This window comes from Roseibium sp. QJM3NY_11 (genome assembly GCF_056173175.1).
Genome location: NZ_CM149660.1, coordinates 4,234,426 through 4,256,768, shown reverse-complemented (window position 1 = coordinate 4,256,768; position 22,343 = coordinate 4,234,426). Strand labels below are relative to the sequence as shown.

The 22,343-nt window shown below is 61.2% G+C and carries 22 protein-coding genes and 1 other annotated feature; of the genes, 10 read left to right on the top strand and 12 right to left on the bottom strand.

Annotated elements, in window-relative coordinates; genetic code table 11:
• Positions 1-246 precede the first annotated feature (246 nt).
• From AC0VX3_RS19570 to AC0VX3_RS19545, 6 genes are all read left to right on the top strand, one after another.
• On the top strand, positions 247-585 hold the full coding sequence (locus AC0VX3_RS19570) for an ArsR/SmtB family transcription factor (RefSeq protein WP_475521917.1): 339 nt from the start codon (positions 247-249) through the stop codon (positions 583-585).
• Positions 578-1,075: an SRPBCC family protein gene (locus tag AC0VX3_RS19565; RefSeq protein ID WP_475521916.1), complete on the top strand. Its 498-nt coding sequence runs from the start codon at positions 578-580 to the stop codon at positions 1,073-1,075. Before AC0VX3_RS19570 ends, AC0VX3_RS19565 begins: the two co-directional genes overlap by 8 nt.
• Before the next feature lies 1 nt (position 1,076).
• Entirely contained in the window at positions 1,077-1,658 is a 582-nt protein-coding gene (locus AC0VX3_RS19560) for a dihydrofolate reductase family protein (RefSeq protein WP_475521915.1), read from the top strand.
• A gap of 289 nt (positions 1,659-1,947) precedes the next feature.
• Positions 1,948-2,826, top strand: a complete 879-nt coding sequence (locus tag AC0VX3_RS19555; protein WP_475525211.1) for an AraC family transcriptional regulator — start codon at positions 1,948-1,950, stop codon at positions 2,824-2,826.
• Positions 2,827-3,294: 468 nt separating this feature from the next.
• Positions 3,295-4,293: an aldo/keto reductase gene (locus tag AC0VX3_RS19550; RefSeq protein WP_475521914.1), complete on the top strand. Its 999-nt coding sequence runs from the start codon at positions 3,295-3,297 to the stop codon at positions 4,291-4,293.
• A 116-nt stretch (positions 4,294-4,409) separates the two neighbouring features.
• A protein-coding gene (locus AC0VX3_RS19545) for an IS3 family transposase (RefSeq protein ID WP_475521913.1) occupies positions 4,410-5,638 on the top strand; the annotation gives its coding sequence in 2 pieces (ribosomal slippage) (positions 4,410-4,698 and positions 4,698-5,638; 1,230 coding nt in all).
• Positions 4,691-4,807 (top strand) — a sequence feature (AL1L pseudoknot). Its footprint overlaps the gene before it by 117 nt.
• Positions 5,639-5,737: 99 nt before the next feature.
• On the opposite strand, the gene AC0VX3_RS19540 is transcribed toward AC0VX3_RS19545, so the two are convergent.
• A complete protein-coding gene (locus tag AC0VX3_RS19540) occupies positions 5,738-7,918 on the bottom strand; it encodes a glutamine synthetase III family protein (protein WP_475521912.1) in 2,181 nt (726 codons plus the stop codon).
• Positions 7,919-8,242: 324 nt separating this feature from the next.
• The gene (locus AC0VX3_RS19535) at positions 8,243-8,530 is read right to left on the bottom strand and encodes a DUF1330 domain-containing protein (RefSeq protein ID WP_475521911.1); all 288 of its coding nucleotides are present in this window, start codon (positions 8,528-8,530) and stop codon (positions 8,243-8,245) included.
• A 99-nt stretch (positions 8,531-8,629) separates the two neighbouring features.
• Between AC0VX3_RS19535 and AC0VX3_RS19530 the strand changes: the two genes are divergently transcribed.
• A complete protein-coding gene (locus AC0VX3_RS19530; RefSeq protein WP_475521910.1) occupies positions 8,630-9,520 on the top strand; it encodes a LysR family transcriptional regulator in 891 nt (296 codons plus the stop codon).
• A 28-nt stretch (positions 9,521-9,548) separates the two neighbouring features.
• Here the strand turns inward: AC0VX3_RS19530 and AC0VX3_RS19525 are convergent, their stop codons facing one another.
• The 4 genes from AC0VX3_RS19525 to nthA are packed head-to-tail and all read right to left on the bottom strand — an operon-like array spanning position 9,549 to position 11,639.
• Complete coding sequence (locus tag AC0VX3_RS19525) at positions 9,549-10,001, bottom strand: methyltransferase family protein (RefSeq protein WP_475521909.1); 453 nt, start codon at positions 9,999-10,001, stop codon at positions 9,549-9,551.
• A 6-nt stretch (positions 10,002-10,007) separates the two neighbouring features.
• The gene (locus tag AC0VX3_RS19520) at positions 10,008-10,370 is read right to left on the bottom strand and encodes a nitrile hydratase accessory protein (RefSeq protein WP_475521908.1); all 363 of its coding nucleotides are present in this window, start codon (positions 10,368-10,370) and stop codon (positions 10,008-10,010) included.
• Complete coding sequence (nthB, locus tag AC0VX3_RS19515; protein WP_475521907.1) at positions 10,357-11,013, bottom strand: nitrile hydratase subunit beta; 657 nt, start codon at positions 11,011-11,013, stop codon at positions 10,357-10,359. The genes AC0VX3_RS19520 and nthB overlap by 14 nt, the downstream gene beginning before the upstream one ends.
• Positions 11,010-11,639 (bottom strand): nitrile hydratase subunit alpha, encoded by a 630-nt coding sequence (gene nthA, locus AC0VX3_RS19510; RefSeq protein WP_475521906.1) that lies wholly within the window; start codon positions 11,637-11,639, stop codon positions 11,010-11,012. The genes nthB and nthA overlap by 4 nt, the downstream gene beginning before the upstream one ends.
• Positions 11,640-11,924: 285 nt before the next feature.
• On the opposite strand from nthA, the gene AC0VX3_RS19505 reads away from it, so the two are divergent.
• Positions 11,925-12,416 carry a hypothetical protein gene (locus AC0VX3_RS19505; RefSeq protein ID WP_475521905.1) on the top strand — a complete coding sequence of 164 codons (492 nt, stop codon included), beginning with the start codon at positions 11,925-11,927 and terminating at the stop codon, positions 12,414-12,416.
• Positions 12,417-12,994: 578 nt separating this feature from the next.
• A complete protein-coding gene (locus tag AC0VX3_RS19500) occupies positions 12,995-13,495 on the top strand; it encodes a peptide-methionine (S)-S-oxide reductase (RefSeq protein WP_475521904.1) in 501 nt (166 codons plus the stop codon).
• A gap of 119 nt (positions 13,496-13,614) precedes the next feature.
• On the opposite strand, the gene AC0VX3_RS19495 is transcribed toward AC0VX3_RS19500, so the two are convergent.
• From AC0VX3_RS19495 to AC0VX3_RS19470, 6 genes are read right to left on the bottom strand one after another with little or no spacing between them, the layout of a single operon-like run.
• Complete coding sequence (locus AC0VX3_RS19495; protein ID WP_475521903.1) at positions 13,615-13,920, bottom strand: DUF3088 domain-containing protein; 306 nt, start codon at positions 13,918-13,920, stop codon at positions 13,615-13,617.
• The gene (locus AC0VX3_RS19490; protein WP_475521902.1) at positions 13,917-14,711 is read right to left on the bottom strand and encodes a polysaccharide deacetylase family protein; all 795 of its coding nucleotides are present in this window, start codon (positions 14,709-14,711) and stop codon (positions 13,917-13,919) included. Before AC0VX3_RS19490 ends, AC0VX3_RS19495 begins: the two co-directional genes overlap by 4 nt.
• Positions 14,708-15,862: a glycosyltransferase family protein gene (locus tag AC0VX3_RS19485; RefSeq protein ID WP_475521901.1), complete on the bottom strand. Its 1,155-nt coding sequence runs from the start codon at positions 15,860-15,862 to the stop codon at positions 14,708-14,710. The genes AC0VX3_RS19490 and AC0VX3_RS19485 overlap by 4 nt, the downstream gene beginning before the upstream one ends.
• The gene (locus AC0VX3_RS19480) at positions 15,859-16,986 is read right to left on the bottom strand and encodes a glycosyltransferase family 4 protein (RefSeq protein WP_475521900.1); all 1,128 of its coding nucleotides are present in this window, start codon (positions 16,984-16,986) and stop codon (positions 15,859-15,861) included. The genes AC0VX3_RS19485 and AC0VX3_RS19480 overlap by 4 nt, the downstream gene beginning before the upstream one ends.
• A gap of 41 nt (positions 16,987-17,027) precedes the next feature.
• Positions 17,028-18,248, bottom strand: coding sequence for a glycosyltransferase family 4 protein (locus tag AC0VX3_RS19475; RefSeq protein ID WP_475521899.1), 1,221 nt, complete (start codon positions 18,246-18,248; stop codon positions 17,028-17,030).
• 42 nt (positions 18,249-18,290) lie between these two features.
• Positions 18,291-19,505 carry a glycosyltransferase family protein gene (locus AC0VX3_RS19470; RefSeq protein WP_475521898.1) on the bottom strand — a complete coding sequence of 405 codons (1,215 nt, stop codon included), beginning with the start codon at positions 19,503-19,505 and terminating at the stop codon, positions 18,291-18,293.
• Positions 19,506-19,735: 230 nt separating this feature from the next.
• Here AC0VX3_RS19470 and AC0VX3_RS19465 point away from each other — a divergent pair, with 230 nt between their 5' ends.
• Positions 19,736-22,318 carry an ATP-binding cassette domain-containing protein gene (locus tag AC0VX3_RS19465; RefSeq protein WP_475521897.1) on the top strand — a complete coding sequence of 861 codons (2,583 nt, stop codon included), beginning with the start codon at positions 19,736-19,738 and terminating at the stop codon, positions 22,316-22,318.
• Positions 22,319-22,343 lie beyond the last annotated feature (25 nt).

Below are 22,343 nucleotides of genomic sequence, written 5' to 3'. Positions count from 1 at the left end.
GTGCGAGCAGAAGTCAACTAGGGCTTTTGGTCTGGGATTCTGATCGGCTCTGGCGTGTTGCAATGGGCGGGGAAGAGACGTTCGCTGCACGATGCACCAACGGCGGCATAGCGGACAAAGCACCAATTTGCTGCGGCTGCGCCAAAGTCTGCTTTTCTTTTTTTCAGACTTTCGGGCTTGGCGAGTGCATGTATGTAGGCAATTAAACCAATTAACTAATTAACCGTATGGTTTAATATGTATCACATGATACAAGATGACCAACTTGACGCGGCCTTCGCTGCATTGGCCAATCCAACACGCAGAGCGATATTAGCGCGGTTGGCACAGGGGACTGCGACAGTAAATGCGCTGGCAGAGCCATTCGATATGTCGCTTCCGGCAGTTTCAAAACATATCCGGGTTCTTGAGAACGCGGGACTGATCAAGCGCGAGAAAGATGCCCAATTCCGTCCTTGTACGCTTGATGCCACCCCTATCGAAGCCGTTTGTGATTGGACGCAACGCTACCGGCACATTTGGGAAGCACGATTTGATGCCATGCAAACCTATATTGACGACATAAAGGATCGGTCTGATGAATGACCAGCCAAACTGGGTACGTATCGAACGGGAATTTAAAGCGCCGATTGAGTTGGTTTGGAAGTTATGGACCGACCCCTCACTGTTCAAAAAGTGGTATGGCCCCAATGGGATGGCTGTTCCGGTTGCTGAAATGGATGTGAAGGTTGGCGGCACCCGCAAAGTTTGCATGTCTATGCAATCACCGGAACGATCCATGACGATGTGGTTCACTGGCGTCTACAAAGAGATCAACTCGCCGCATCGGCTCGTTTATACGGAAAGCATGTGCGACGAAAACGGTGTGATCATCCCACCGCAAAAGATGGGCATGCCCGAGAACTTTCCTGACATTACCGAAGTCATTGTCGAGCTCAGCGAAACGGACGGAATAACCAAGATGACCATGGTGCATATTGGTGTTGAAGCCGGAACCGCAGGCGCGGGCGGTTGGAACCAGGCATTCGACAAACTCGCTGCTTTGCTCACGACACGCGCGCGCGGTGAAGTTTGATATGCGTGCATTGGCAGTCCTTGCGTTTGTGACACTAGACGGTGTCATGCAAGCACCCAGCTCGCCGGATGAAGACCGTTCAGGTGATTTTGATCTTGGAGGATGGGCAGCGCCATATTGGGAAGGCGTTATGCCACACGTGGAACAAACTGCCATGTCAGAACCCTATGACATCCTGCTTGGGCGCAAGACTTATGATCTATTCGCTGGTCACTGGCCGACCTCCGAGGCCTCCAAAGCATCAGAGAGGCTCAATGCGGCGCAAAAACATGTTGCAACATCAACAACCCTTACCATCGAGTGGCAGAATTCTCATGCTGTGATGGGTGATATCGGTGACGAGGTATCGCAACTGAAATTGCAGGACGGACCATTGCTTCAGATTCACGGCAGCGCGAAGCTGATCCAGTCGCTCCTTCGGCACGGCTTGATAGATGAGTTTCGCATTTGGACGTTCCCGGTCGTTATTGGGGCTGGAAAGCGACTATTTGAACGTCCTCACCAGCCCTTGAATTTGACGTTGCATTCAACGGAAGCCCTCACAAACGGCGTCGTATCGCAGATCTACCGGAAGGCTATTTGATCGCCAATGCAGATCTCCGTGAACGGCGCAGCATTTAACACAATTGGCTCAATGCTGCCGTTAGCTGCATCTTGCACGGATGACTGCTGCGTAGGACAAGCCCGACCTCCGGCGCAGACGTACCAACGTCCGGTCTGGTGAACCGTCCCCCAACGGTGGTTTTTGGTATGTTGTGCGGTTGGCTGACAATAATGGTGGATGGAAAAAGCCCAACAGATAATTCAGCAAGATTGGTCAAGCACGCCTTACCGTGAGCCAGTAGCACTAAAGAGGCCACGAAGGAGACGCGATAAAGATGGCCCTTGAGCATTACCATGCCCGGATGCAGCGCGTGCTGGATCACATTGAGCAGCATCTCGATGATGATCTCGATTTGGATGTCTTGAGTCGCGTTGCTGCATTCTCAAAGTACCACTTTCATCGGCAGTTCTCGGCTCTGTTTGGGATTTCCCCGCATCGGTATGTTCAACTCGCTCGCATGAAGCGAGCATCATACCGGCTTGCTTTCAGAGAAACGGATGCGGTCACCGACATCGCGTTGGACGCCGTTTATGAAAACTCCGAAACATTTACGCGTGTTTTCAGGGAGCGGATTGGGCAATCACCATCAGAGTTCCGCCAAACACCCGAATGGCAATCGTGGCTTGCAACCTTCGACCCACTGACAAAAGCTAGGGACAAATACATGACAAATTATAGCAAAGACGATGTGAACATCACAGAATTTCCCGCAACCGCCATTGCTGTGATGGAGCATCGCGGCGACCCTAAAAAAATAGGCGATACGATTCAGCATTTTATTGCATGGCGAAAGACTGCTGGGCTGCCGCCACGTGTCAGCGATACATTCAATATATTTCACACCGACCCGCTCAAGACATCGCCTGCGGAGTTTCACATGGACTTGTGTGCTTCGACAGATCAAAAGATTGCGCAAAACGACGCAGGCGTCAGAGCCGGAACACTCCCCGCCGGACGTTGCGCAGTCCTGCGCATGACTGGGTCAAGCGATGATCTTGAGGAGGCCGCTACGTTTCTTTATCGCGACTGGCTACCCGCAAGCGGGGAAGAGACGCGAGACTTCCCTTTTTTTTGCCAACGCATAAGCTTCTTTCCTGACGTTCCAGAAAACGCGGCTGTTACTGACCTTTTTGTATCGCTGAAATAACGACAAACGCTCCCGCCACCGGTGGGAGTGTCTCTTGACGCCGACTTCTGAAGGTGTTCCAAAAAACTCGTTTTGGAGCACGCGCAAAACGCCCTGTATGACGCTGTCACAAAACCCGTTCAAAACCTACGCAGTTGTTGAAGGTTTTTTGGCACTACCGTGATATCAGCCTTTAGCTGCAGAGCAACAAATCGGAAAAATGGGCTCGAATCCGACCTTTGCCGCAAACTGCGCGAAGGGCCGCTCAGGCCCGATTGCGATCAGCCTGAACAATCACGTCAATCGAACTTCCGGGGCGCTCGCAAACAAAAGGCCTGTCTCCCATTCACCTTTCTCCTGGACCATGAGCGCGTGAAGTATTTGGCAGACAAAACCCGGCCACCAAAATTTTCGGATCCAGCCCTTTCAGGGATCAAGGCAATGAATTAGGAAAGAATTCTTCAGATTTTCCAGCGGGGTGAGGGCAAAATGGAACAACGCAAACTGGGGGCCAATGGGCCGGAGATTGGCGCGATCGGCTATGGGGCGATGTCCTTTTCCGACATGTACGGGGTGACGAACGAGACGGAAAGCCACGCCATCCTGAATGCCTGCCGCGATCTGGGTGTCACGCATATGGACACGGCAAATGTCTACGGCATGGGGAAATCGGAAAACGCCATCGGGACCTATCTGAAAGCCGATCCGGGCGCGCGGGACGAATTCGTCATCGCGACCAAGGCGACGATCACCCGCGATCCGGACGGCAACCGCGGCTTTGACAATTCGGCTGAGCATCTGGAAACCGAGCTGGACAAGTCGTTGCAACGGCTCGGTCTGGAATGTGTCGACCTTTTCTACGCCCATCGCCGCGATCCGCGCTTCACCCCGGAGGAAACGGCGGCCAATCTCGGCCGGCTGGTCGAAAAGGGCAAGGCCCGCGCGATCGGTCTTTCGGAAATCGCGCCCGCGACCCTGCGGCGCGCCATGACGGCCTTTCCGATCGCCGCCGTGCAATCGGAATATTCGCTGTCAACGCGGGCGCCCGACCTCGGACTGGTGCAGACCTGTGCCGAACTCGGTGTCGCCATGGTGGCTTTCTCGCCCGTGGGCCGCTCGCTGCTGACGGACACCCCGATCCCGCGCGAGCGGATCCCCGATCTGCCGTTCCTCAGCGCGAACCCGCGGTTCACGGAACCGAACCTGACCGAAAACCTGCGCATCATGGCAGGCTTTCGCAAACTCGCGGCAGAGATGGGCACAACGGCGGCGGGTCTGGCGAATGCCTGGCTGCTGAGCCGTGGGCCGCATGTGATCCCGATCCCGGGAACGCGGTCGGTGGATCACCTGCGCGAGTGCATCTCGGGCGCGGCCCTCAACCTCACGGCAGAGGATCTGGAGCGTATCGAGGCCGTGCTGCCGGTCGGCTGGACCCACGGCGACCGGTACTCGGAGGCGCAATGGGCCGGACCCGAGCGGTATTGCTGAAACGAACCTTGACCTGAACAAGGAACCAGGATCAAAGGTCCGTTCTCAAGACGCCTCGGACCGTGAACCGCCCCGGGTTTGCCGGAGGCTCCAACTCCTGAGTAGGATGGAGCACCATGAGCAAAACGACGAACAAGTTTTCCCCTGAAGTACGTGAACGAGCGGTCCGCTTTGTGCTGGATAATGAGAGCCAGCACGGGTCACGCTGGCAGGCGATCGTTTCGATTTCGGCGAAGATCGGTTGCTCGGCGCACACGCTGAACGAGTGGGTGAAGAAGGCCGAGGTGAACAACGGCTCCAGGCCGGGTATCCCGAGCGAGATGACCGATAAGATGAAGGCTCTGGAGCGGGAAAACCGTGAGCTTCGCCAGGCCAATGAGATCCTGCGTAAGGCGTCTGCTTATTTTGCTCAGGCGGAGCTCGACCGCCCACTGAAGCGATGATTTCCTTCATTGATGAACACCGTTCGGTGCTCGGGGTCGAGCCGATCTGCAAACTGCTGCCGATTGCCCCGTCGACTTATTACCATGCCATCGCCAAACGGGTCGATGCGGGTCGTCTGTCGGCGCGTGGTCGCCGCGATATCGCTCTGAAGATCGAGATCCGTCGTGTGTTCGAAGAGAACTTCCGGGTCTATGGCGTGCGCAAGGTCTGGCGGCAATTGCAGCGGGAGGGCTTCGATGTCGCCCGTTGCACCGTGGCGCGGCTCATGAGGGCGATGGGGCTTCAAGGGATCATCCGTGGCAAGCCGGTCAAAACGACGTTTCCGGACAAGTCGGCACCCAGTCCGCTCGACCGCGTGAACCGTCAGTTCAGGGCTCCGGCACCGAACAGGCTCTGGGTTTCGGATTTCACATATGTGTCCACCTGGCAGGGCTTCGTCTACGTCGCTTTCGTCATCGATGCATTTGCCCGGCGTATCGTCGGCTGGCGTGTCAGCAGGACGGCGCATGCGACCTTCGTTCTTGATGCCCTGGAGCAAGCACTTCATGACCGACGTCCCGTTCATGGCGGTGGCCTCGTGCATCACTCGGACAGGGGTGTCCAGTACGTGTCCATTCGCTATTCCGAGCGGCTGGCAGAAGCAGGCATTGAGCCCTCGGTCGGGAGCGTAGGCGACTCATATGACAATGCTCTCGCCGAAACGATCAACGGTCTTTACAAGGCCGAGGTCATTCATCGACGTGGACCGTGGCGCAACTGCGAAGCCGTCGAGTTTGCCACACTCGAATGGGTCGACTGGTTCAATCACCGGCGTCTTCTGGAGCCCATAGGAAACATCCCTCCGGCTGAAGCGGAGGAACGATACTACGCCACGCTGGATCAACCGGCGGTCGCAGCATAACTTAAACCAAACAGCCTCCGGAAAACCCGGGGCGGTTCACCGCCTTTGAAACCTGCCCGGCACGACGCCGGACAGGTCAGGTTTCACATGCCCCAATTCCTACCGGATGAACAGCATTTCCTGATAGGTGGGCAGCGGCCAGAGGTCGTCGGCGACGAGGGTTTCCAGGGCGTCGACGTGGCCGCGGACTTCCAGCATTTTCGGCAGCACCTTGTCCTTGATCATGAAGCAGTGGGCGGAAACGCTCTCCGCGTCGTGCTCGCTGGATTTCAATGCTTCCAGCTCCGCGACGGCATCCTGAAGCTTCTTGATCAGGCCGGTCACCCTGGTGATGGTGTCATGGTCGGCCTCGACGCCGAGTGCCTTCAGGTTGACCAGGCTTGACGCCAGTTCGCCCTGGTAGCGGACCGCCGCCGGGAAGACCATGGTCTTCGCCATTTCCACGACCAGGTTGGATTCCACATTCACGCTGGCGACATATTGCTCGGCATAGACCTCGTAGCGCGAATCCAGTTCGCGTTCCGATAGCACGCCGTATTTGGCAAACAGGTCGGTGTAGGTCTGTTCCTTGAGGACGCCAAGGGCATCGGGCGTCGCGACGAGATTGGGAAGGCCGCGCTTTGCCGCCTCGACCTGCCATTCGTCCGCATAGCCGTCGCCGTTGAAGACGACGCTCGAACACTCCTGCCAGACGGACTTCACGTAGGCCGCAACCGCTGCGCCGAGCTTTTCCTGCGTGCCGGTGTCGGCCGCTTCCAGGGCCGTTGCCGCTTCGTCGAGCGCTTCGGCCATGATGGTGTTCATGGCCACCATCGGCCCGGCGATGGACTGGTTGGAGCCGACCGCGCGGAATTCGAAGCGGTTGCCGGTGAAGGCCATCGGGCTGGTGCGGTTGCGGTCGCCGGAATCCTTGGGGATCTGCGGCAGCACATCGACGCCGATGTTCAGCGGCGTTTTCTTCGAGGTCACCGGGCTGCCGTTGACGATGGATTCCATCACCTGGTTGAGTTCGGTGCCCAGGAACACCGACAGGATGGCGGGCGGGGCCTCGTTGGCGCCCAGGCGGTGATCGTTGGAGGCGGAAGCGACCACGTTGCGCAGCAGTTTGGCGTGCTTGTAGACCGCCGAGATCATCGCGGCGCAGAAGACGAGGAACTGCGCGTTCTCCGCCGGTGTTTCGCCGGGGTCGAACAGGTTGCCAGCCTTCGGCGAGCCCATCGAGAAGTTCACATGCTTGCCGCTGCCGTTGACGCCGGCGAAGGGCTTTTCGTGCAGCAGGCAGGTCATGCCGTATTTCTGCGCCACCTTCTTCAAGGTGGTCATGACCAGCTGCTGGTGATCGGTGGCGACATTGGCCATTTCATAGACAGGGGCCAGCTCGAACTGGCCGGGCGCGACCTCGTTGTGCCGTGTCTTGGCCGGAATGCCGAGCTTGAAGCATTCGCGCTCGACCTCGAACATGAAGGCCTGGACGCGCTCCGGAATGGCGCCGAAGTAATGGTCGTCGAACTCCTGGCCCTTGGGCGGCGGCGCGCCGAACAGGGTCCTGCCGGCGGCCAGCAGATCCGGGCGCGCGTAGAAGAAATTGTTGTCGACCAGGAAATATTCCTGTTCCGCACCGGCCGACGATGACACGAACGGGCCGTCGGTGCCGAAGAAACCCAGCACCCGCTGTGCATGTTTGTTGAGGGCCTGCATCGAGCGCAATACAGGCGTCTTCTTGTCGAGCGCCTCGCCGGTCCAGGAGACGAAGGCCGTCGGGATGCACAGGGTCGTCCCGTTGGGGTTCTCGATGATATAGGCCGCGCTGGTGACGTCCCAGATCGTATAGCCGCGTGCCTCGAAGGTCTGGCGGATACCGCCGTTGGGAAAGGACGACCCGTCAGGCTCGCCCTGGATCAGCGCCTTGCCGGCGAAGGTGCCGATGGTGCCGCCGTTGCTGTCCGGATCGAAGAAGGAATCGTGCTTTTCGGCGGTCAGGCCGGTGAGCGGATAGAACACATGGGCATAGTGGGTGACGCCCTTGGAGATCGCCCAGGTCTTCATGGCCTCGGCGACGGCATCGGCAGTGTCGATGTCCAGAGGCTTGCCGGAGGTGATGGTGTTCTTCAGCGACTTGAAGATCGCCTTGGGAAGGCGCTGCTCCATCTCGTTCAGGCTGAAGACGTTCTGGCCCCAGACGCTGCTGGTCGGGCTGGATGCGAAATCGAAACCGGATTCCACCGGCGGTGTCGATGTGATCGTTGAAATTGCGCTCAGACGCGCTGCGTTTCCGCTCATGCTGGTCCCCAATACGGCTTTTGACATTGAGAGAAAACGCAAGTTTTGTGCCACGTCAGGACGGGTAAAACGGGGGTCTTTCGGGCCTGTCTCCGCAAAGCCGCCTAAAGAATGGACACGGGCGCAGGGCGCTGCCTTGGGAACAGGCAGGCGGGGGCAATCCGGGTTTCACTCACCCCGTGAGGGAGTGCGGCCGCAATTGACCGGACAGACCGATCCGGATGGTGTGTCATGGGGCATACAGTCAAGGCGTCCCCCAGGCTCCGGCTTTGCTTGCCCGGGGGAACGCCGGTCTAAGCGGTCATGTGCCGCCGCGCAGGCGCCTCAGCCCGGCAGCACCACGATAGTGGACTTGCCGCCGGTGTTGCGCAGGGCGTGAATATCGGCAAGGTCCGGGTCCGCGCGCCAGGCCTTCGCGGCGTCCGCGTCCGGGAAGGACAGCAGAGCGGCGACATTCGGGGTGTCGAAGGCGGCTTCCAGAACCAGCGGTTCCGGGTCGGCGGCGACGACGCTGCCACCGTGTTTGGCAAGCGCTTCGGCGGCCTTCTCGCGATAGGCCAGAAGGGTCTCCTTGTCGGTGACGGTGATCAGGGCGAGGGCTTGAACGGGCATGTCGAATTCTCCTTCGGTTTCGATATGCGAACACTAGCCGGGATGGCGCATGCGAAAAATTCTTCAAATATGTAACGCCCATGTGCAAATATGCACGGCATGGACAACTGGGATGATTTGAAATTCGTGCTCGCCATTGCCAAGGCGGGCAATGTGACCCGGGCGGCGCGCACGCTCGGCGTGACGCATTCCACCGTCTCGCGCCGGCTGTCGGCGCTGGAGGACCGGCTCGGCACGCGGCTGTTCGACCGCTTGCCCGACGGTTTCCGGCCGACCGCGGCAGGGGATCTGGCGGTTCTGGCGGCAACACGGATGGCGGCGGAGCTGGTCGATCTCGACACACGGATGACGGCGCGGGACGCGGACCTGGAAGGACCGCTCAGGGTGACCGCCGCGCAACTGATCTATCAGGTGCAGCTTGCCGACATCGTCGCCCGGTTCAAGGAACAGCATCCGCAGATCGACGTGACCATGAACGCGGCCAACGAGATCCTCAGCCTGCACCGGCGCGAAGCGGATATTGCCGTGCGCGTCACCGACAAGCCGGATGAGACCCTGTTCGGACGCCGCGCCACCGGCCAGAACCGGTGTTTTTATGTCTCGCGGGAATTTGCCCGCCGCCACGGGGACGCGCTGGTGGAGACGGCAACGTCCCGGCGCGTGCCCTTTGTCGCGTTCAAGTGGTGGGGCAACAAGGTGCCGAAGGAACTGCGTGCGCGCTTCCCCAATGGCGAAGTCGCGACCGTAACCGACGACATGGTCACCAAGCACGCGGCGGTTCGGGCGGCCATGGGGATCGGCCGGCTGCCGTGTTTTCTGGGGGACATGGATCCGGACCTGATCCGCCTGCCGGGGGTCGAGCCGTCACGCTATTTCGACATCTGGATCCTGACCCATCCGGACCTGAGGAACGTCGCCAGGATCCGTGCCTTCCTGCGGTTCGCCGCCGACGCCTACAAGGCGCGCAGCGGACTTTATCTGGGCGAATGATCCCGTCGGGCCGCAACCGGACATGGCATCAGATCCAGCGCCGGACCTGCGCCCGGTAATCGTCATAGGCGTCGCCGAAGAGTTTGCGCAGGCTGTCTTCCTCGGGCCTGATCTGGAATTCCGTCATGTACCAGACGAAACCGGGCACGATCACCACCGCTGTCAGCGTGCCGAGACACAGGGCCAGCGCCATCAGCAGGCAGGCGAGGCCGAGATACATCGGATTGCGGCTGAAGCGGTAGATGCCGCCGCTGACCAGCGTGGTCGCGCGGTCCGGTGCCATCGGATTGAACGTGGTCTTCTTCTTCACAAACGCCCTGACCGCCTGAAGGGCCGGGACCATTCCTGCAAGGGCGAGCAAGGCCGCCGGAACCAGCCTTCCGGGCGCCGCGGCATTCAGCACCGGCAGCAGCCAGGCCCCGGCGGCCAGCAGGCCGGCGGCGATCAGGAAGACGGCGACAGGGGGAACCTTCAGATGCATGATGCCTCAGATCTTTTCAAGTTCGATTGGCTGCCCGTGGGGTGTCGCGCGGGCGGCCCTGTCCCAGGCGGTCCTGAGATCGGCGAGCTGGCCCGGACCGGCAACGCCCTTTGCGGTCAGCAGCTTTTCGAACGCGGCCAGCCAGTGGTCGTAATAGCCGGTCAATGCGTCGCCGCTGTCGTCCATCCCGTCAAGCGCCAGTTCCGCTCCGAGTGCCTCGGCCCATTCGCTCCAGGAAAACACGCCGGCCTGATGGGCCTTGACCGTCATGGCAAAGACCCGGGCCTCCCAGGGGGTGCTGAACACAGGCCCGCCGTCCTGGTCCAGCGGCAGGCGTGGCGGCACGGGCATGTCGTCAGGCAAGGTCAAGGTAAGGCTCCCACAGATCGAGGCGCAGGCTCAGCGCCGGGTCGCTGTCCGGGCCCCAGATATCCCGTCCCTTGAAGGTGACGCCATAAAGCCAGGCGGGCTGTTCACCTTGTCGGTGGGCATTTGTATCCGGAAAGACATGGACGCCGTGAACCGCCTCGACACTGCCGACGGCATCGCGGGCGTAGCGGGGCAGGCGCGTGTGGTGTTCGGGATGCATGCGCCTGGTCCGGACCCTGTCGCCGACACGGTAACGGGCCGGCTGGTGTTCGGGCCGGTCGACCGCAGCGCCTTTGGCCAGGACGTCTGCGACATCTTCGGCCTTCAGCACCCGTTTGACCTGTTTCGGCCCGACCAGCACCTTGCCCTGTTTCAGTTCCTCGTCGGTGACGAGGCCGTGGGTCACGACCAGCTTTTCCAGTCCTTTGGCCCAGATTTCGTAATAGCTTGCCGACAGATATTCGGCCGGAGGCAGGGATTCCCGCGCAAAGCGCGAGGCGTCCAGCGTCCAGGCTCCGGTCGCGCCCATGGCCAGGGTCACCGCGAAGGCACGCTCTTCCCAGCGTGCATGGAAATTCAAGCCGTCGTCCCGTTCGATCGGGCCGAACCCCATCTGACCGCCGAGGTCCTGCGCGCCGTTCATGCCACCGGCTCCTTCCCGCGAGGATCGATGGCAAGGCCGGTCCCGATCATGCTGTCGCGGGTGACCAGGCCGGCCAGCCGCTCCTCGTCCCAGTCCCCGGTGCCGGGCGGGCGTTCCGGTATCACCAGGTAGCGGATTTCCGCTGTCGAATCCCAGACCTTGATGTCCTTGCCCTCAGGCAGTTTCACGCCGAATTCGTCCAGCACGCCGCGCGGGTCACGAACCGCGCGTGAGCGATAGGGCGCGGACTTGTACCAGACCGGCGGCAGGCCGAGCACGGTCCACGGATAACAGGAGCACAAGGTGCACACGACCATGTTGTGGGTGGTCCCGGTGTTCTCCACTGCGACCATGTGTTCGCCCTGGCGCCCGGTAAAGCCGAGTTCGGCAATCGCCGCCGTGGCGTTGCTCATAAGTCTGTCCCGGTACTCCGGATCCGTCCAGGCCTTGACCACCACGCGCGCGCCGTTCTTCGGACCGATCTTCGTCTCGTAGGTCTCGATCAGCGCATCCAGGGCGGGCGGGTCGACGTAGCCCTTTTCGCTCAGAAGCGTTTCCAGCGCCCTGACGCGCAACTCGATCTCGGAAAGGTCTGAATGATCGTGGTCGTGGTCATGACCGGACATGGGTGGCTCCTTGAACTGGGCGTCTCTCATATGAGGATGCGGTTTCGGCGCTGTCAATTGCACCGGCTGTCGAGACAGGAATGGCCTGGTTCAGCCCGGCATCGGCATGCGGGCAAGAGAGCTGCCGGGGCGCGCGCGACCGTCCGGTCCTGCTGCACGGCAATCACGCGATATAAACCACGTTCACGTTGAGGAGATCCGCTCTTATGCAACGGGACCGGCGTGCATATCTGCGGCGGCGAAGATATCGCAACGACCTGTCCCATGAAGGAAGTCAGAACGTCCATGTCCATTACACTCCGAAATCTCATCCTCGCCGGCCTGGTGGCCGAAGTCGCGTTCGAGGTCTATGCCTGGTTCATTTCTCCGCTCATTTTCGGAGTGGTCCTGCAGCCGGCAAACCTGATCGTCGCACTGGCGAATCTCGGCCTGGGCGTCAGTCTTCCTTACTGGGTCGGTTTTCTCGTGCACTTTTGCGTCGGCGCCATCGGGTTTTCCGCCTTCGTGCTTGTGACCCACATGATCACCAGGCTGAACCTGGTCCTCGCGGGCGCGGTCGCGGGCGTGGCCCTGTGGTTCGTCGCTCAGGGTCTCCTTGCACCGGTTGTCGGGCGGACTTTCATGATGGGCTTCGGAGCGTATACCCAGTCGTCTTTTGTCGGACATGTCGGCATGACGCTGATCGCCGGGTTCGTTCTTTTAAAGCTGCGCCCCGCGGAAGACCGTAAGCTGGCGGAAGGTCTGGGCGGCGCATCCAGGGCGGACGGGTCGATGTAGCCCTTTTTGCTCAGAAGCGTGTCCAGCGCCTGACGCGCAGCTCGATCTCGGAAAGGTCGGAATGATCGTGGTCGTGGTCATGACCGCATATGGTCGGCTCCTGTTTGCCGATTGGACTTCATATGAGAACGGGACGGCTGTGAATTCAAGGCTTGTGTCGATCGCAACTGGCGAGTGCCCAGCCCGCAGCTCCGTCCCGGACTTGATCCGGGACCACTTGGACGAGTCCAGCTCAAGACCGGGGATGCCGGATGAAAAACGGCCGTAGCCCAACCTTCCGCGCTTTCCCCGACTTGATCGGGGATCCAATCGTTTCCAGAGCGGTTGAAAAGAGAATATGGCCGTCCGACATGCTCCGACCCGATCATCCACAGCGGCAAGCGGCAAGGTGGATTGGATCCCCGCGACGAGGCGGGAAAAGCGCCGCGGTTGGGTGGGGCCTGTCTTCATGAACGGGTTCCGCGCAGACAGAACACGGTCGCCCCGACTCCTTTGGGGGAATCTCTGACAAGCCGTTTCCCAGCGAGGCCATCTGACGGCACACTCGTCGCCTTGAGATATCTCGAAGGAGAACAGTGGTGAGGATTGGGCTCGGCGGTGGGTGCCATTGGTGCACCGAGGCCGTCTTTCAGGCAATCGCCGGCATTTCGAACGTGGACCAGGGCTTCATCCGCTCCGATCCGCCAGAGGACGCATGGTCCGAAGCCGTGGTCGTGACCTTCGATCCGGCGGCACTGCCTCTGGAGGTTCTGATCGAGATCCATCTCCGAACCCATTCCAGCACCTCCCGCCACAAGCTGCGCGGCAAATACCGCAGCGCGGTCTATGTCTATGACGCCGGCACGGGGGTGAAGGTCGGCCGTATCCTGCGCGACCTGCAGCACGGCTTCGACGAACCGCTGGTGACCAGCGTGCTGACGCTCGCCGACTTCAAGGCCTCTGACGAGCGCTTCCGCAACTATTTCGCAAACGGCCCTGAGCGGCCTTTCTGCAAAAGCTATATCGATCCCAAACTGGCGATGCTCAGGCGTGAATACGGCAACAGGCTGCGGGCGGTGGAGGTTGAGGCGGCAGAGTAATTTCGGAATTCGTGACGAATTCTGGAACCGGCTTTCCGATGCTCCCTCCGGCCAATTCTGTCCTGACCGGTCGGGGTCTGCGCTTCGCCGCGGTGAGGGTGCCTTGGACGGAATTTGGGCTACGGATGCGGGTGCGGAAATCCATGGCGCTCGGTGAGGGCCGTCAGGATGGCGTCCTTGTCGTTGATGAACCCGCCTTCTGCGAGAACCAGCACCGGCAGGCTCTGATTGTCTTCGCCAAGCAGGTTCACCAGTTCACCCCGTGGTATTGGCCAGGCGATCCGGCGGACATTAAGCCCAGCGCCGAGAGCGGGACAGGAAGCGAGAACCCCTTCCATGAGTGCGCAGTGCCAGCAATAAAAGGTCTTGCCCGGATAGTCCGGATCTTTGAACCCGGGAGCGAGCAGGAAAAGCGTGTCCGTCATCCTGCAGCCTTCTCCGGAGGTCCGCCAGTGTGCTCCGCGAACAGCCCCTTCACACCCGGCCAGTCCGCCCCCTCGTGATGCGCGGCAATCGCCAGAAATTCCTCGAGAAATGCGAAGCAGCCGTCGTCATGCACCAGATGGTGGGTCAGCAGTCCGAGCGGCTCGGGTCCCGTGTTGCGCCGCCGGGTCATCTGCAGGTCGAAGCGCAGGCGGGCGCTTTCCCAGCCGATGAAACGGACATCCTTTTTCCACTTGATGATGTCGACATGGGACTGGACCTGATGGGCCCGGGGGAAATTGAACCAGGTAAAGCTTGAGAGGCCCGTCAGGCCGATGTCCGGCAGGCGGCGGGAGATCTCCGGAGCGATCCGGTTCCAGGGGGGCACCATGGCGGCGATGAATTTTTCGCCGAACAGATCCGTTAGCCGCGCCTTGCCGTCGGAAAGCTGTACCATCAGGTCGGCCGGATCGCGCCTTGTACCGAGTTCGGCCGCCTTTTCACCGAGATCCTTGCGCTGGAAATTCCGATGCTGCCAGCCGTGCTGCAGAACCAGCGCATGCGGTTCATCGGCGAGCCGCTCCGCCAGCGCCTGCGTCGCCGTTTTCGGAATGACGGCGAGGGCGATGTCGACCTGGTGCCGGTTGGCGATCTCCAGCATCCGGTCGAGAGCAGGCGTCGGCTCGATGGCATCATCATCGCGCCACCAGAACCGCACCTTGCGGCCGCGCTCGGCGAACCAGTCGAGATGGCGGGTCAGATCGTCCCGGAACCGCTGGAGGTCGGAGGTCATGAGGGTCTGTCTTGCAGGTCGGCGAGCAGAACGCGAGCACTTTCTTCAGCCCCGCCCAGCCGGACGGCATGCGTGCTGCGGGGCAGGGCGAGGGCATCGTCGATTGCCGCCGCCAGCCGTTCCGGTGTCAGGCCCGTTTCCGGTGTGACAATTGCCCGGCCATGGCGGGCAAGGGCATCGGCGCGCTGGGTCTGCTCGGTCTCGTTGGCCTGGGCGAACGGTACGAAGACAGCCGGGACACCCGCGACCAGAATGTCGAGCACGGTGTTGTAGCCCGCCTGGCTGACCGAAAGACGCGCGTGTTTCAACAGCTCCGGGAAGTCCCTGCGGGCCCGCTCGACAAGGATGCCCTCCGCCGCGCTCTGCCGATAGATGGCAAAGGCGTCGTCGGAAATGTCGTGCCCGATCAGGACCCGCCAGGGCGCGTCCTCCGCCCGTCTGGACAGGGGCCTTGCGTCAAGCACCGCCGACAGCAGCGCCCCGGCAACGGCGCCGCCGCCGCAGGACACGATCACCTCGTCCGCGCCGTCGCGGCTGCCGGAAACCGGGCGCGGCGCACCGCCGACATAACCGGTGTAGCGCACCAGGTGATCGACGTCGTCGGCAAACGGAAAACTGTCGGCCAGAGCGATGAAGTCCGGATCGGAATGGGCCAGGATGCGGTCGTAGTATTTCAGCGCCTGGTCGGCCATCCAGCGTTCTTTCCAAAGCTCCTTCTTGCGCACCAGGATATCGCGGATGGACGTGGCGATCAGCGGAGGTCTCGACCGTGCCCTGGCTGTATCCAGCAGCGGTGCCAGTTCGAAATCCAGCTGGCGCCGCCCGAACGGATAGGTCTCGGTCAGGAGCAGATCGTAATCCTGTTTCTCAAAAGCTTGAATCGATGCATGAACCCTGGCGGATTTCCAAGCATCGTCAACAGCTTCACCTTCCGGTGTGACAAGCTGCTTGAAGGCGGCGTCCGGACTTTTGCAGGCCGGCAGCTCGATCACGTCCAGCGGGCCGGTGTCCAATGTCGGCGGGATCCGGTTGCCGCTGGCAAGCGTCACCTCGACGCCGGAAGCCGCAAGCGCCTTGCCGATGCCTGCTGCCCGGACCACGTGGCCGGTGCCCAGCAGATGCTGCACGTGAATGAAGGCTTTCAGGCTCACGACTTTGAGGCCTCTCTGCGCCGGGCATGGTTGCGCACCGCCTTTTCCGCGAGGGCTTCCAGCCGGGCCGCTCCCGACGACAGACTGTGCAGATCGAGAATATGCTGCCGCGCGGCGGAGCCAAGCCGGTCGGCGAGTTCCGGCTCTTCCAGCACGCGGTTAAGGTTCGCCGCGAGCGCGGCGGCATCGCCTTCCGGCGACAGCAATCCCGTTTCTCCGTCGCGGACGATGTCGGGAACGCCGAAGGTGTCGCCCGCGACGACGCCGAGCCCGGCGGCCTGGGCTTCCAGCAGAACCAGGCCGAACGCCTCCCGGATCGCGGGCCACACCAGAAGGTCGTGACGGGCGTAGAGTGCCGGCAGGGCGTCTGGTGAAAGCGCGCCGAGAAAGGTCGCCCTTTCGGGCGGAAACAGTCCGCGCACATGGTCCAGGACCGGTCCGTCGCCGGCAATCGTCAGATGCCAGGGCAGGGTGCGGATCCGCCCGAGAGCGTCGGCCAGGATTTCGTAGGACCGCTCCTTGTCGCCCGCGCGCATCATGCCGACGGCCAGCAGCTTGAGGGGCAGGGCTGCCAGCGGCTTGGCGGCGGTCGAGGCCTCAAGATACGGCTCGGCATCCAGAAAGGGCAGCAGAACCGACAGGCGCTGGTGCGGCACGACCTCCGCAAGGCATTCGGCGTCCGCATTGTGAATTGCCGCGACCGCGTCGGCGCGCTCCAGGGCGCTGTCGGCTGCGGCAAAGCCCAGGGCCCAGTCACCGGTGCGGCGTTTCGGAGCGCGGCTGGCTTCCACGATCGCATAGGGCAGGTCGAACCGGTCCGCCAGCGCCGGTCCAATCCAGTCCGGTGCCTTGTGATAGAGATGATAGGTCAGGATGAGGTCCGGCCGGTAGCCCGTCCGCTGCCAATCTCCTGCAATCCGCTCCGCTTCCTCAAGCGCCTGCGTCCGCATCTCCGCCTGGATGGCGTCGCTGCCGTCCTTGCGCCAGGACCGGAAGCGGCTGGCCACCGTGACGTTGTGGCCGATGCTTTCAAGCGCTTTCACGATGAGGCGCCCCATGGTGCGGTCACCGGAGGGAACGGGGTGGTCCAGGGGCTTCATCGGCGCGGTGAAGGCGATTTTCATGGGTATCCCGGGGGTCTGCGGACATTCAAGACGAGAGGGCGTCACAGCACCTTGCGGAATTTCTCCGCGAGGCGGTCAAGGCCGGGGTCGGTGGAAAACTCCGAGCGGACCCGCTTTGACGCCGCCAGGCCGTATCTTTGCCGTTGGTCCGGGGACCGGATCAGCCGGGTCATGGCGCTTGCCAGGTCTTCGGGCGCTCCCGGTTCGACCAGCACGCCGGTCTCGCCGTCGACGATCAGTTCGGGGATTGCCGATACCCTGGTGGAAAGACAGCACAGGCCCATCGACTGGGCTTCCATGAGCACGTTCGGCAGGCCGTCCCGGTCACCGGTCCTGGCAAGCTTGGAGGGCAATACGAACAGATCGGCCTCCCGGCAGGCGGCGATCACCTCTTCGCGCGGCTGCGCGCCCCGCCAGGTAATCCGTCCGGACACCCCGAGTGCATCCGCCTGCGTTTTCAGGGCATCCGACAGCTCGCCGCCGCCGATATGGGTGAAGGTCCAGTCGAGATCGGCCGGCAGCCGGGACAGGGCCTCGAGCAGATCGTCATAGCCCTTCTTTTCCACGGCGCGGCCGACGGAGACCAGGCGCACGGGGGCGCCGCTTCCATCCCGGGTGGACGGAGTGCCGGACGGCTCTGGGAACCCGGAGAAATCGAGACCGTGATAAAGCAGCTCCACCTTGGCCGGGTCGTCGGCGAGGCCTTTCAGGTGCGCGGCATTGACGGCGGTGCAGGTCACGCCCCAGGCGGCATCGTTGATCTTGGTCCTGAGATCCCAGTCCGGACTGGTCCAGATGTCCTTGGCATGGGCTGAAAAGGACCAGGGCAGACCGGCAATGTGCGCGGCGTAGCGCGCCGCCGAGCACGGCGTGTGCAGGTAGTGGGTGTAGATCCAGGTGATGTCGTCGGGAAGTTCATGGGCGAACACGCAGCCCTGGGCCCAGCGCCGTTGCCGGTCCGCGTTGGACTGGCGGGCGAAATCGGCATCGAACTGCGCCTTGGCATCCTGGTAGGTCGGCTGTTTTTCAGCCCAGCGCCTGGCGCGGGCAACGCGCGCGGGATCGTCCCTGACATATTCGGGCAGATACATCACTTCAGCGGAGATCTGCCGGTGCAGGTCATGGATGAACGGATCGTATGGCTTGCGCAGGGCAACGATGAGAACGCCGATGCCGCGCCGCTCCAGCCCAAGGATCTCCTGAGCGATGAAGGTTTCGGACAGGCGCGGGTAGCCTTTGACGACGATGGCAACTCTGGACATTGCTCAGCTCTTGAACGGGGGAGGGGTGCTTCCGGCGAGGTCTCAGAAATTGACCAGTTTCCGGTTGCTGGTCTGCTGGTCCTCGAAGATCTCGCCGACGCGGGTGGAGATGATCTCGAGCCCGCCGAGAAGGTTGTCGACGCCGGCGGAGGAGGGGGAGGGCATTTCCGGAAGGTCCGACAGGGCCTTGGCCATCAGGTCGGGGTCGGGATAGCGGTCGATCGGCAGCACCTTGAGCAGCCCGCTCTGTTCCGCGCGCTCCGCCCGGATCGCCTGTTCGCGGCGCGGGACAACGCGCGGGACCATCAGCGTTGGCTTGTCGAAGGACAGGATCTCGCAGAAGGTGTTGTATCCGCCCATGCCCACGATCGCGGTGGCGTTGGCGAGATACGGCTCGATCTGCGGCGTGAAGCGGATGATCTCCACGTCCCGAAGATGCTCGGCCCGTTCGCTGAACTGGGCGGCGGCCGCCGCGGGCATGAACGGTCCCAGCACGATCAGCGCCGGAAACAGGGGGATCTGCCGCGCTTCGTAGGCGCGCATGACCCAGTCGACCATTTCAACGCCGTCACCGCCACCGCCGGGTGTGACCAGAATGTAGGGCTCTTCGTCGAACGGGGTCGGCGCCGGCAGGTCCTGGGCGGACTTGGGCAATTCGCGGCGCAGGAACCCGGTGTAGCGCAGTTTGTCTTGCACGGAGCCCGGCAGTTCGATCCCCTCGACCGGATTACAGATGTCCTGCGGACCGTAGACCCAGATGTCGTCATAAAGGTCCCGAAGGGCTGGATAGACGTTCTTCCGGTCCCATTCCTCCTTGAGGATTTCGGGATCGTCCATCACGTCGCGCAGTCCGAGCACCAGACGGGTGTCGGTTTCCTTGAGCGCTTCGAGGGTCGGCAGCACCTCGCCGCGCAGGCCGAGCGGTTCCTTGTCCACGATGAAGATGTCGGGATCGAAGACCTTGGCCGTGTGTTCGATGATGGAGGACCGGATCGCGAGGGTCTGGTCGATGTTGATATGCAGCGACAACGGCGTGTACTCGCCATTGCGCAGCTTGATGACCCCCGGGATGCGCACAAAGTCGACGCGGGACCGGAATTCGAAACTGCCGATGATCGGCGACCCGGACAGGATCAGAACGGACAGGGTTTCGAAGTCACCGACGAGCGACTGCGCGATCGCGCGGCACCGCCTCAGGTGGCCGAGTCCGAAGGAATCATGGCTGTAGATGAGGATCTTAGGCGTCTTTGAACTCATACTGCCCCTGAATTTGTAAACCAGCCTTGCGAGGCTTATGTCTCAATTGATCGGGTTTTGTCACGCGCGGATATGTCTTGACACGGAACTATCGACAAGGAACGGTCTGCGGACCCTTTCAAAGTGGTTGTTGCAAATGCTAATCCTGGCTGGCGCCTCGTTCTCTGTTTGCTAATATACCAAATATGATCTGCTTGCATATGTTTGATCCCTATCTGTTTGGATGACTGATGGAAAAGAGCCTTTTCGGTTTTATTTGGAAATACAGTTCCAGGCAGCAGATCTTCATTCTCATGGTCACCGTGCTCACCTATCCGGTGGTCTATGTTTTGCTGGAATTGCCGAAACTCATCGTCAATGACGCAGTTCAGGGTGCCAATTTTCCACGCGCTATACTTGGCTTCGATTTCGATCAGATCCCGTATCTTGTTCTGCTGTGTCTGACCTTTCTTTTTCTGGTTGTCGTTTCCAACAGTCTGAAGTTTTACCTGAACGTCTACAAGGGGCGCCTGGGCGAGCGCATGCTGCGGCGTTTGCGGTTCGAACTGTTCCAGCGGGTCCTGCGCTTCCGGTTGCCTCATTTCAGGAAGGTGAGTTCCGGCGAGATCATTCCCATGATCACGTCGGAAGTGGAGGATGTCGGAGGGTTTATCGGCGAGGCCTTCGCGCTTCCTGCCTATCAGGGCGGCATGCTGGTTGTGCAGATCGGGTTTATCTTCATGCAGGACCCATTGCTGGGCCTGGCCGCGATCAGCTCCTATCCCATTCAGGGTTATGTCATTCCTTACTTGCAGAAGCGGGTCGTCATTCTGTCGCGCCAGAGGGTGCGCAACGTCCGCGTGATTGCAGACAAGGTGGGCGAGAGCATTACCGGCGTGGCGGAGATCCATGCCAACGACGCAGCCGCCTGGCATTCGGCCGACATATCCGAGCGTCTGTATGAGAATTTCAGGATCCGCTACGAGATCTTCAACCGGAAGTTCCTGATCAAGTTCCTGAACAATTTCATGAACCAGTTGACGCCGTTCTTTTTCTATCTGATCGGCGGTTATCTGGTGATCGAGGGCAATCTGAGCATCGGTGCGTTGCTGGCGGTTATCGCGGCCTACAAGGATCTTGCCGGCCCGTGGAAGGAGCTTCTGTCGTACTACCAGATGACCGCCGACGTCAGCGTCAAGTATCAGACGGTCGTCGAGAATTTCGATCCGCCGGACATCTATGGCGCGGAGCGGCTCACTGCGGATGACAAGGTCCAACTCAGCGGCGATCTGAAGTTCGACAATGTGAGCTTTTCAGGTGGGGCCGCCGGCCAGGAGGTCATGGACATTTCACTGACCGTTCCCGCGGGGACCGCCTGCGCGATTGCCGGGCACGACGGCTCCGGCCGATCGGAAGTGCTGCAGCTTGCAGCGGGGCTGGTGTCGCCTTCCTCGGGCAAGATATGCATCGGGGACCACGATCTCGACAAGCTGACAGATTCGACGCTTGGTCGTGAAATCGCCTATGTTGGCGGGGCGGTGCACGTGTGGACCGGAACCATCCGCGACAATCTTTATTACGGCCTCCGTCACCGGCCTCTTGTTCCACCCGAAAGAACGGGCGAGGACCTCAGGAACTACAATCGCCGTATCAGCGAGGCGAAGCTCACCCTCAATCCCGTCTACGATCTCGCCGCCATCTGGGAGGATCTGCCGGCCGCGTCGGTCGAGAACGAGAAGCAGCTCGACCAGAAGGCTCTTGATCTTCTCAAGGCGGTGAGACTCGACAATGATATCTACCGCCTCGGCCTGCAGTCGCGCTTCGATCCGTCGCTGGACGACGGCTTCGCCGACAAGATCCTCACCGTGCGCAAGAGCCTGGCGGACCGGATCGCCAAGGAACCCTCGCTGAAGGGCCTCGTCGAACTCTGGCACCGTGACAAGTTCAACGCCAGTGCGAGCCTTGCGGACAACCTCTTCTTCGCTGTGCCTTCCGACCCGGAAATCACGATGGACCAGGTGCCGGACCTGGAGGACGTCAAGGCCTTCCTGTCGGAAACCGGCTTCGACAAGAAACTGCAGAAAATCGGCCTGAAGATCGCCGAAACCATGCTGGAACTGTTCTCGAACGTTTCCGGCGACAGCGGTCTTCTGGGGGCCTACTCCTTCATCACGCTGGACGAAATTCCCGATTTCGAGCGCATCGTGCGGGTCGCGAAGTCGGGGCAGCAGCGCCCGGGCCTGAGTGACGCGGACCGGTCCCGGCTGACCGGACTCGCGTTCAAGCTTGTTCCCGCCCGTCACCGTCTTGGTGTGATGGATGATGACCTCAAGGAGGAAGTCATCGAGGCGCGCAAGCGGTTCCTGGAAGACGTGGTCAGGAACAACGACAAGTTCGTTGCCTTCGATCCGGACGTTTACCTGCCGCCGCTGACGATCGAGGACAACCTGATCTTCGGCCGCGCGCGTGTGGATCGCCGGGACGCACGCCGGCGCATTGACGATGTCATCCGGGCGATCGTTGAGGAGACCGGGCTGCGTCAGCCGATCGTGTATGCGGGCTTCGGCTACCACGTCGGTGTCGCCGGATCCAGGCTCTCCGCCGGGCAGCGCCGCCGCATCGCCCTGGTGCGCGGTCTTCTGAAAAACGCGAAAATCACCATATTGGATGATATCGCCACCGGCATGACGGAGGAAGACAAGGTCCTCCGCGACAGCCTGAGGCAGATCTTGTCCGGTAGAACTTTCCTGTATGGCACGTCCAACGCCGAAATCGCGGCGGAATTCGATCAGTGTTTCGAATTGGACCAGGGACGGATTTCAGACAAAGGATAAGATAATGGCGGCAACAATGGACGGG

Bases quoted from the DNA above. Each gene is read 5' to 3' on its own strand.
- AC0VX3_RS19535 (WP_475521911.1), bottom strand. From the start codon at position 8,530: ATGCCCGTTCAAGCCCTCGCCCTGATCACCGTCACCGACAAGGAGACC.
- AC0VX3_RS19465 (WP_475521897.1), top strand. From the start codon at position 19,736: ATGGAAAAGAGCCTTTTCGGTTTTATTTGGAAATACAGTTCCAGGCAG.
- AC0VX3_RS19550 (WP_475521914.1), top strand. From the start codon at position 3,295: ATGGAACAACGCAAACTGGGGGCCAATGGGCCGGAGATTGGCGCGATC.
- AC0VX3_RS19570 (WP_475521917.1), top strand. From the start codon at position 247: ATGATACAAGATGACCAACTTGACGCGGCCTTCGCTGCATTGGCCAAT.
- AC0VX3_RS19470 (WP_475521898.1), bottom strand. From the start codon at position 19,505: ATGAGTTCAAAGACGCCTAAGATCCTCATCTACAGCCATGATTCCTTC.
- AC0VX3_RS19505 (WP_475521905.1), top strand. From the start codon at position 11,925: ATGTCCATTACACTCCGAAATCTCATCCTCGCCGGCCTGGTGGCCGAA.
- AC0VX3_RS19495 (WP_475521903.1), bottom strand. From the start codon at position 13,920: ATGACGGACACGCTTTTCCTGCTCGCTCCCGGGTTCAAAGATCCGGAC.
- nthB (WP_475521907.1), bottom strand. From the start codon at position 11,013: ATGAACGGCGCGCAGGACCTCGGCGGTCAGATGGGGTTCGGCCCGATC.
- AC0VX3_RS19540 (WP_475521912.1), bottom strand. From the start codon at position 7,918: ATGAGCGGAAACGCAGCGCGTCTGAGCGCAATTTCAACGATCACATCG.
- AC0VX3_RS19530 (WP_475521910.1), top strand. From the start codon at position 8,630: ATGGACAACTGGGATGATTTGAAATTCGTGCTCGCCATTGCCAAGGCG.
- AC0VX3_RS19490 (WP_475521902.1), bottom strand. From the start codon at position 14,711: ATGACCTCCGACCTCCAGCGGTTCCGGGACGATCTGACCCGCCATCTC.
- AC0VX3_RS19475 (WP_475521899.1), bottom strand. From the start codon at position 18,248: ATGTCCAGAGTTGCCATCGTCGTCAAAGGCTACCCGCGCCTGTCCGAA.
- nthA (WP_475521906.1), bottom strand. From the start codon at position 11,639: ATGTCCGGTCATGACCACGACCACGATCATTCAGACCTTTCCGAGATC.
- AC0VX3_RS19480 (WP_475521900.1), bottom strand. From the start codon at position 16,986: ATGAAAATCGCCTTCACCGCGCCGATGAAGCCCCTGGACCACCCCGTT.
- AC0VX3_RS19565 (WP_475521916.1), top strand. From the start codon at position 578: ATGAATGACCAGCCAAACTGGGTACGTATCGAACGGGAATTTAAAGCG.
- AC0VX3_RS19525 (WP_475521909.1), bottom strand. From the start codon at position 10,001: ATGCATCTGAAGGTTCCCCCTGTCGCCGTCTTCCTGATCGCCGCCGGC.
- AC0VX3_RS19560 (WP_475521915.1), top strand. From the start codon at position 1,077: ATGCGTGCATTGGCAGTCCTTGCGTTTGTGACACTAGACGGTGTCATG.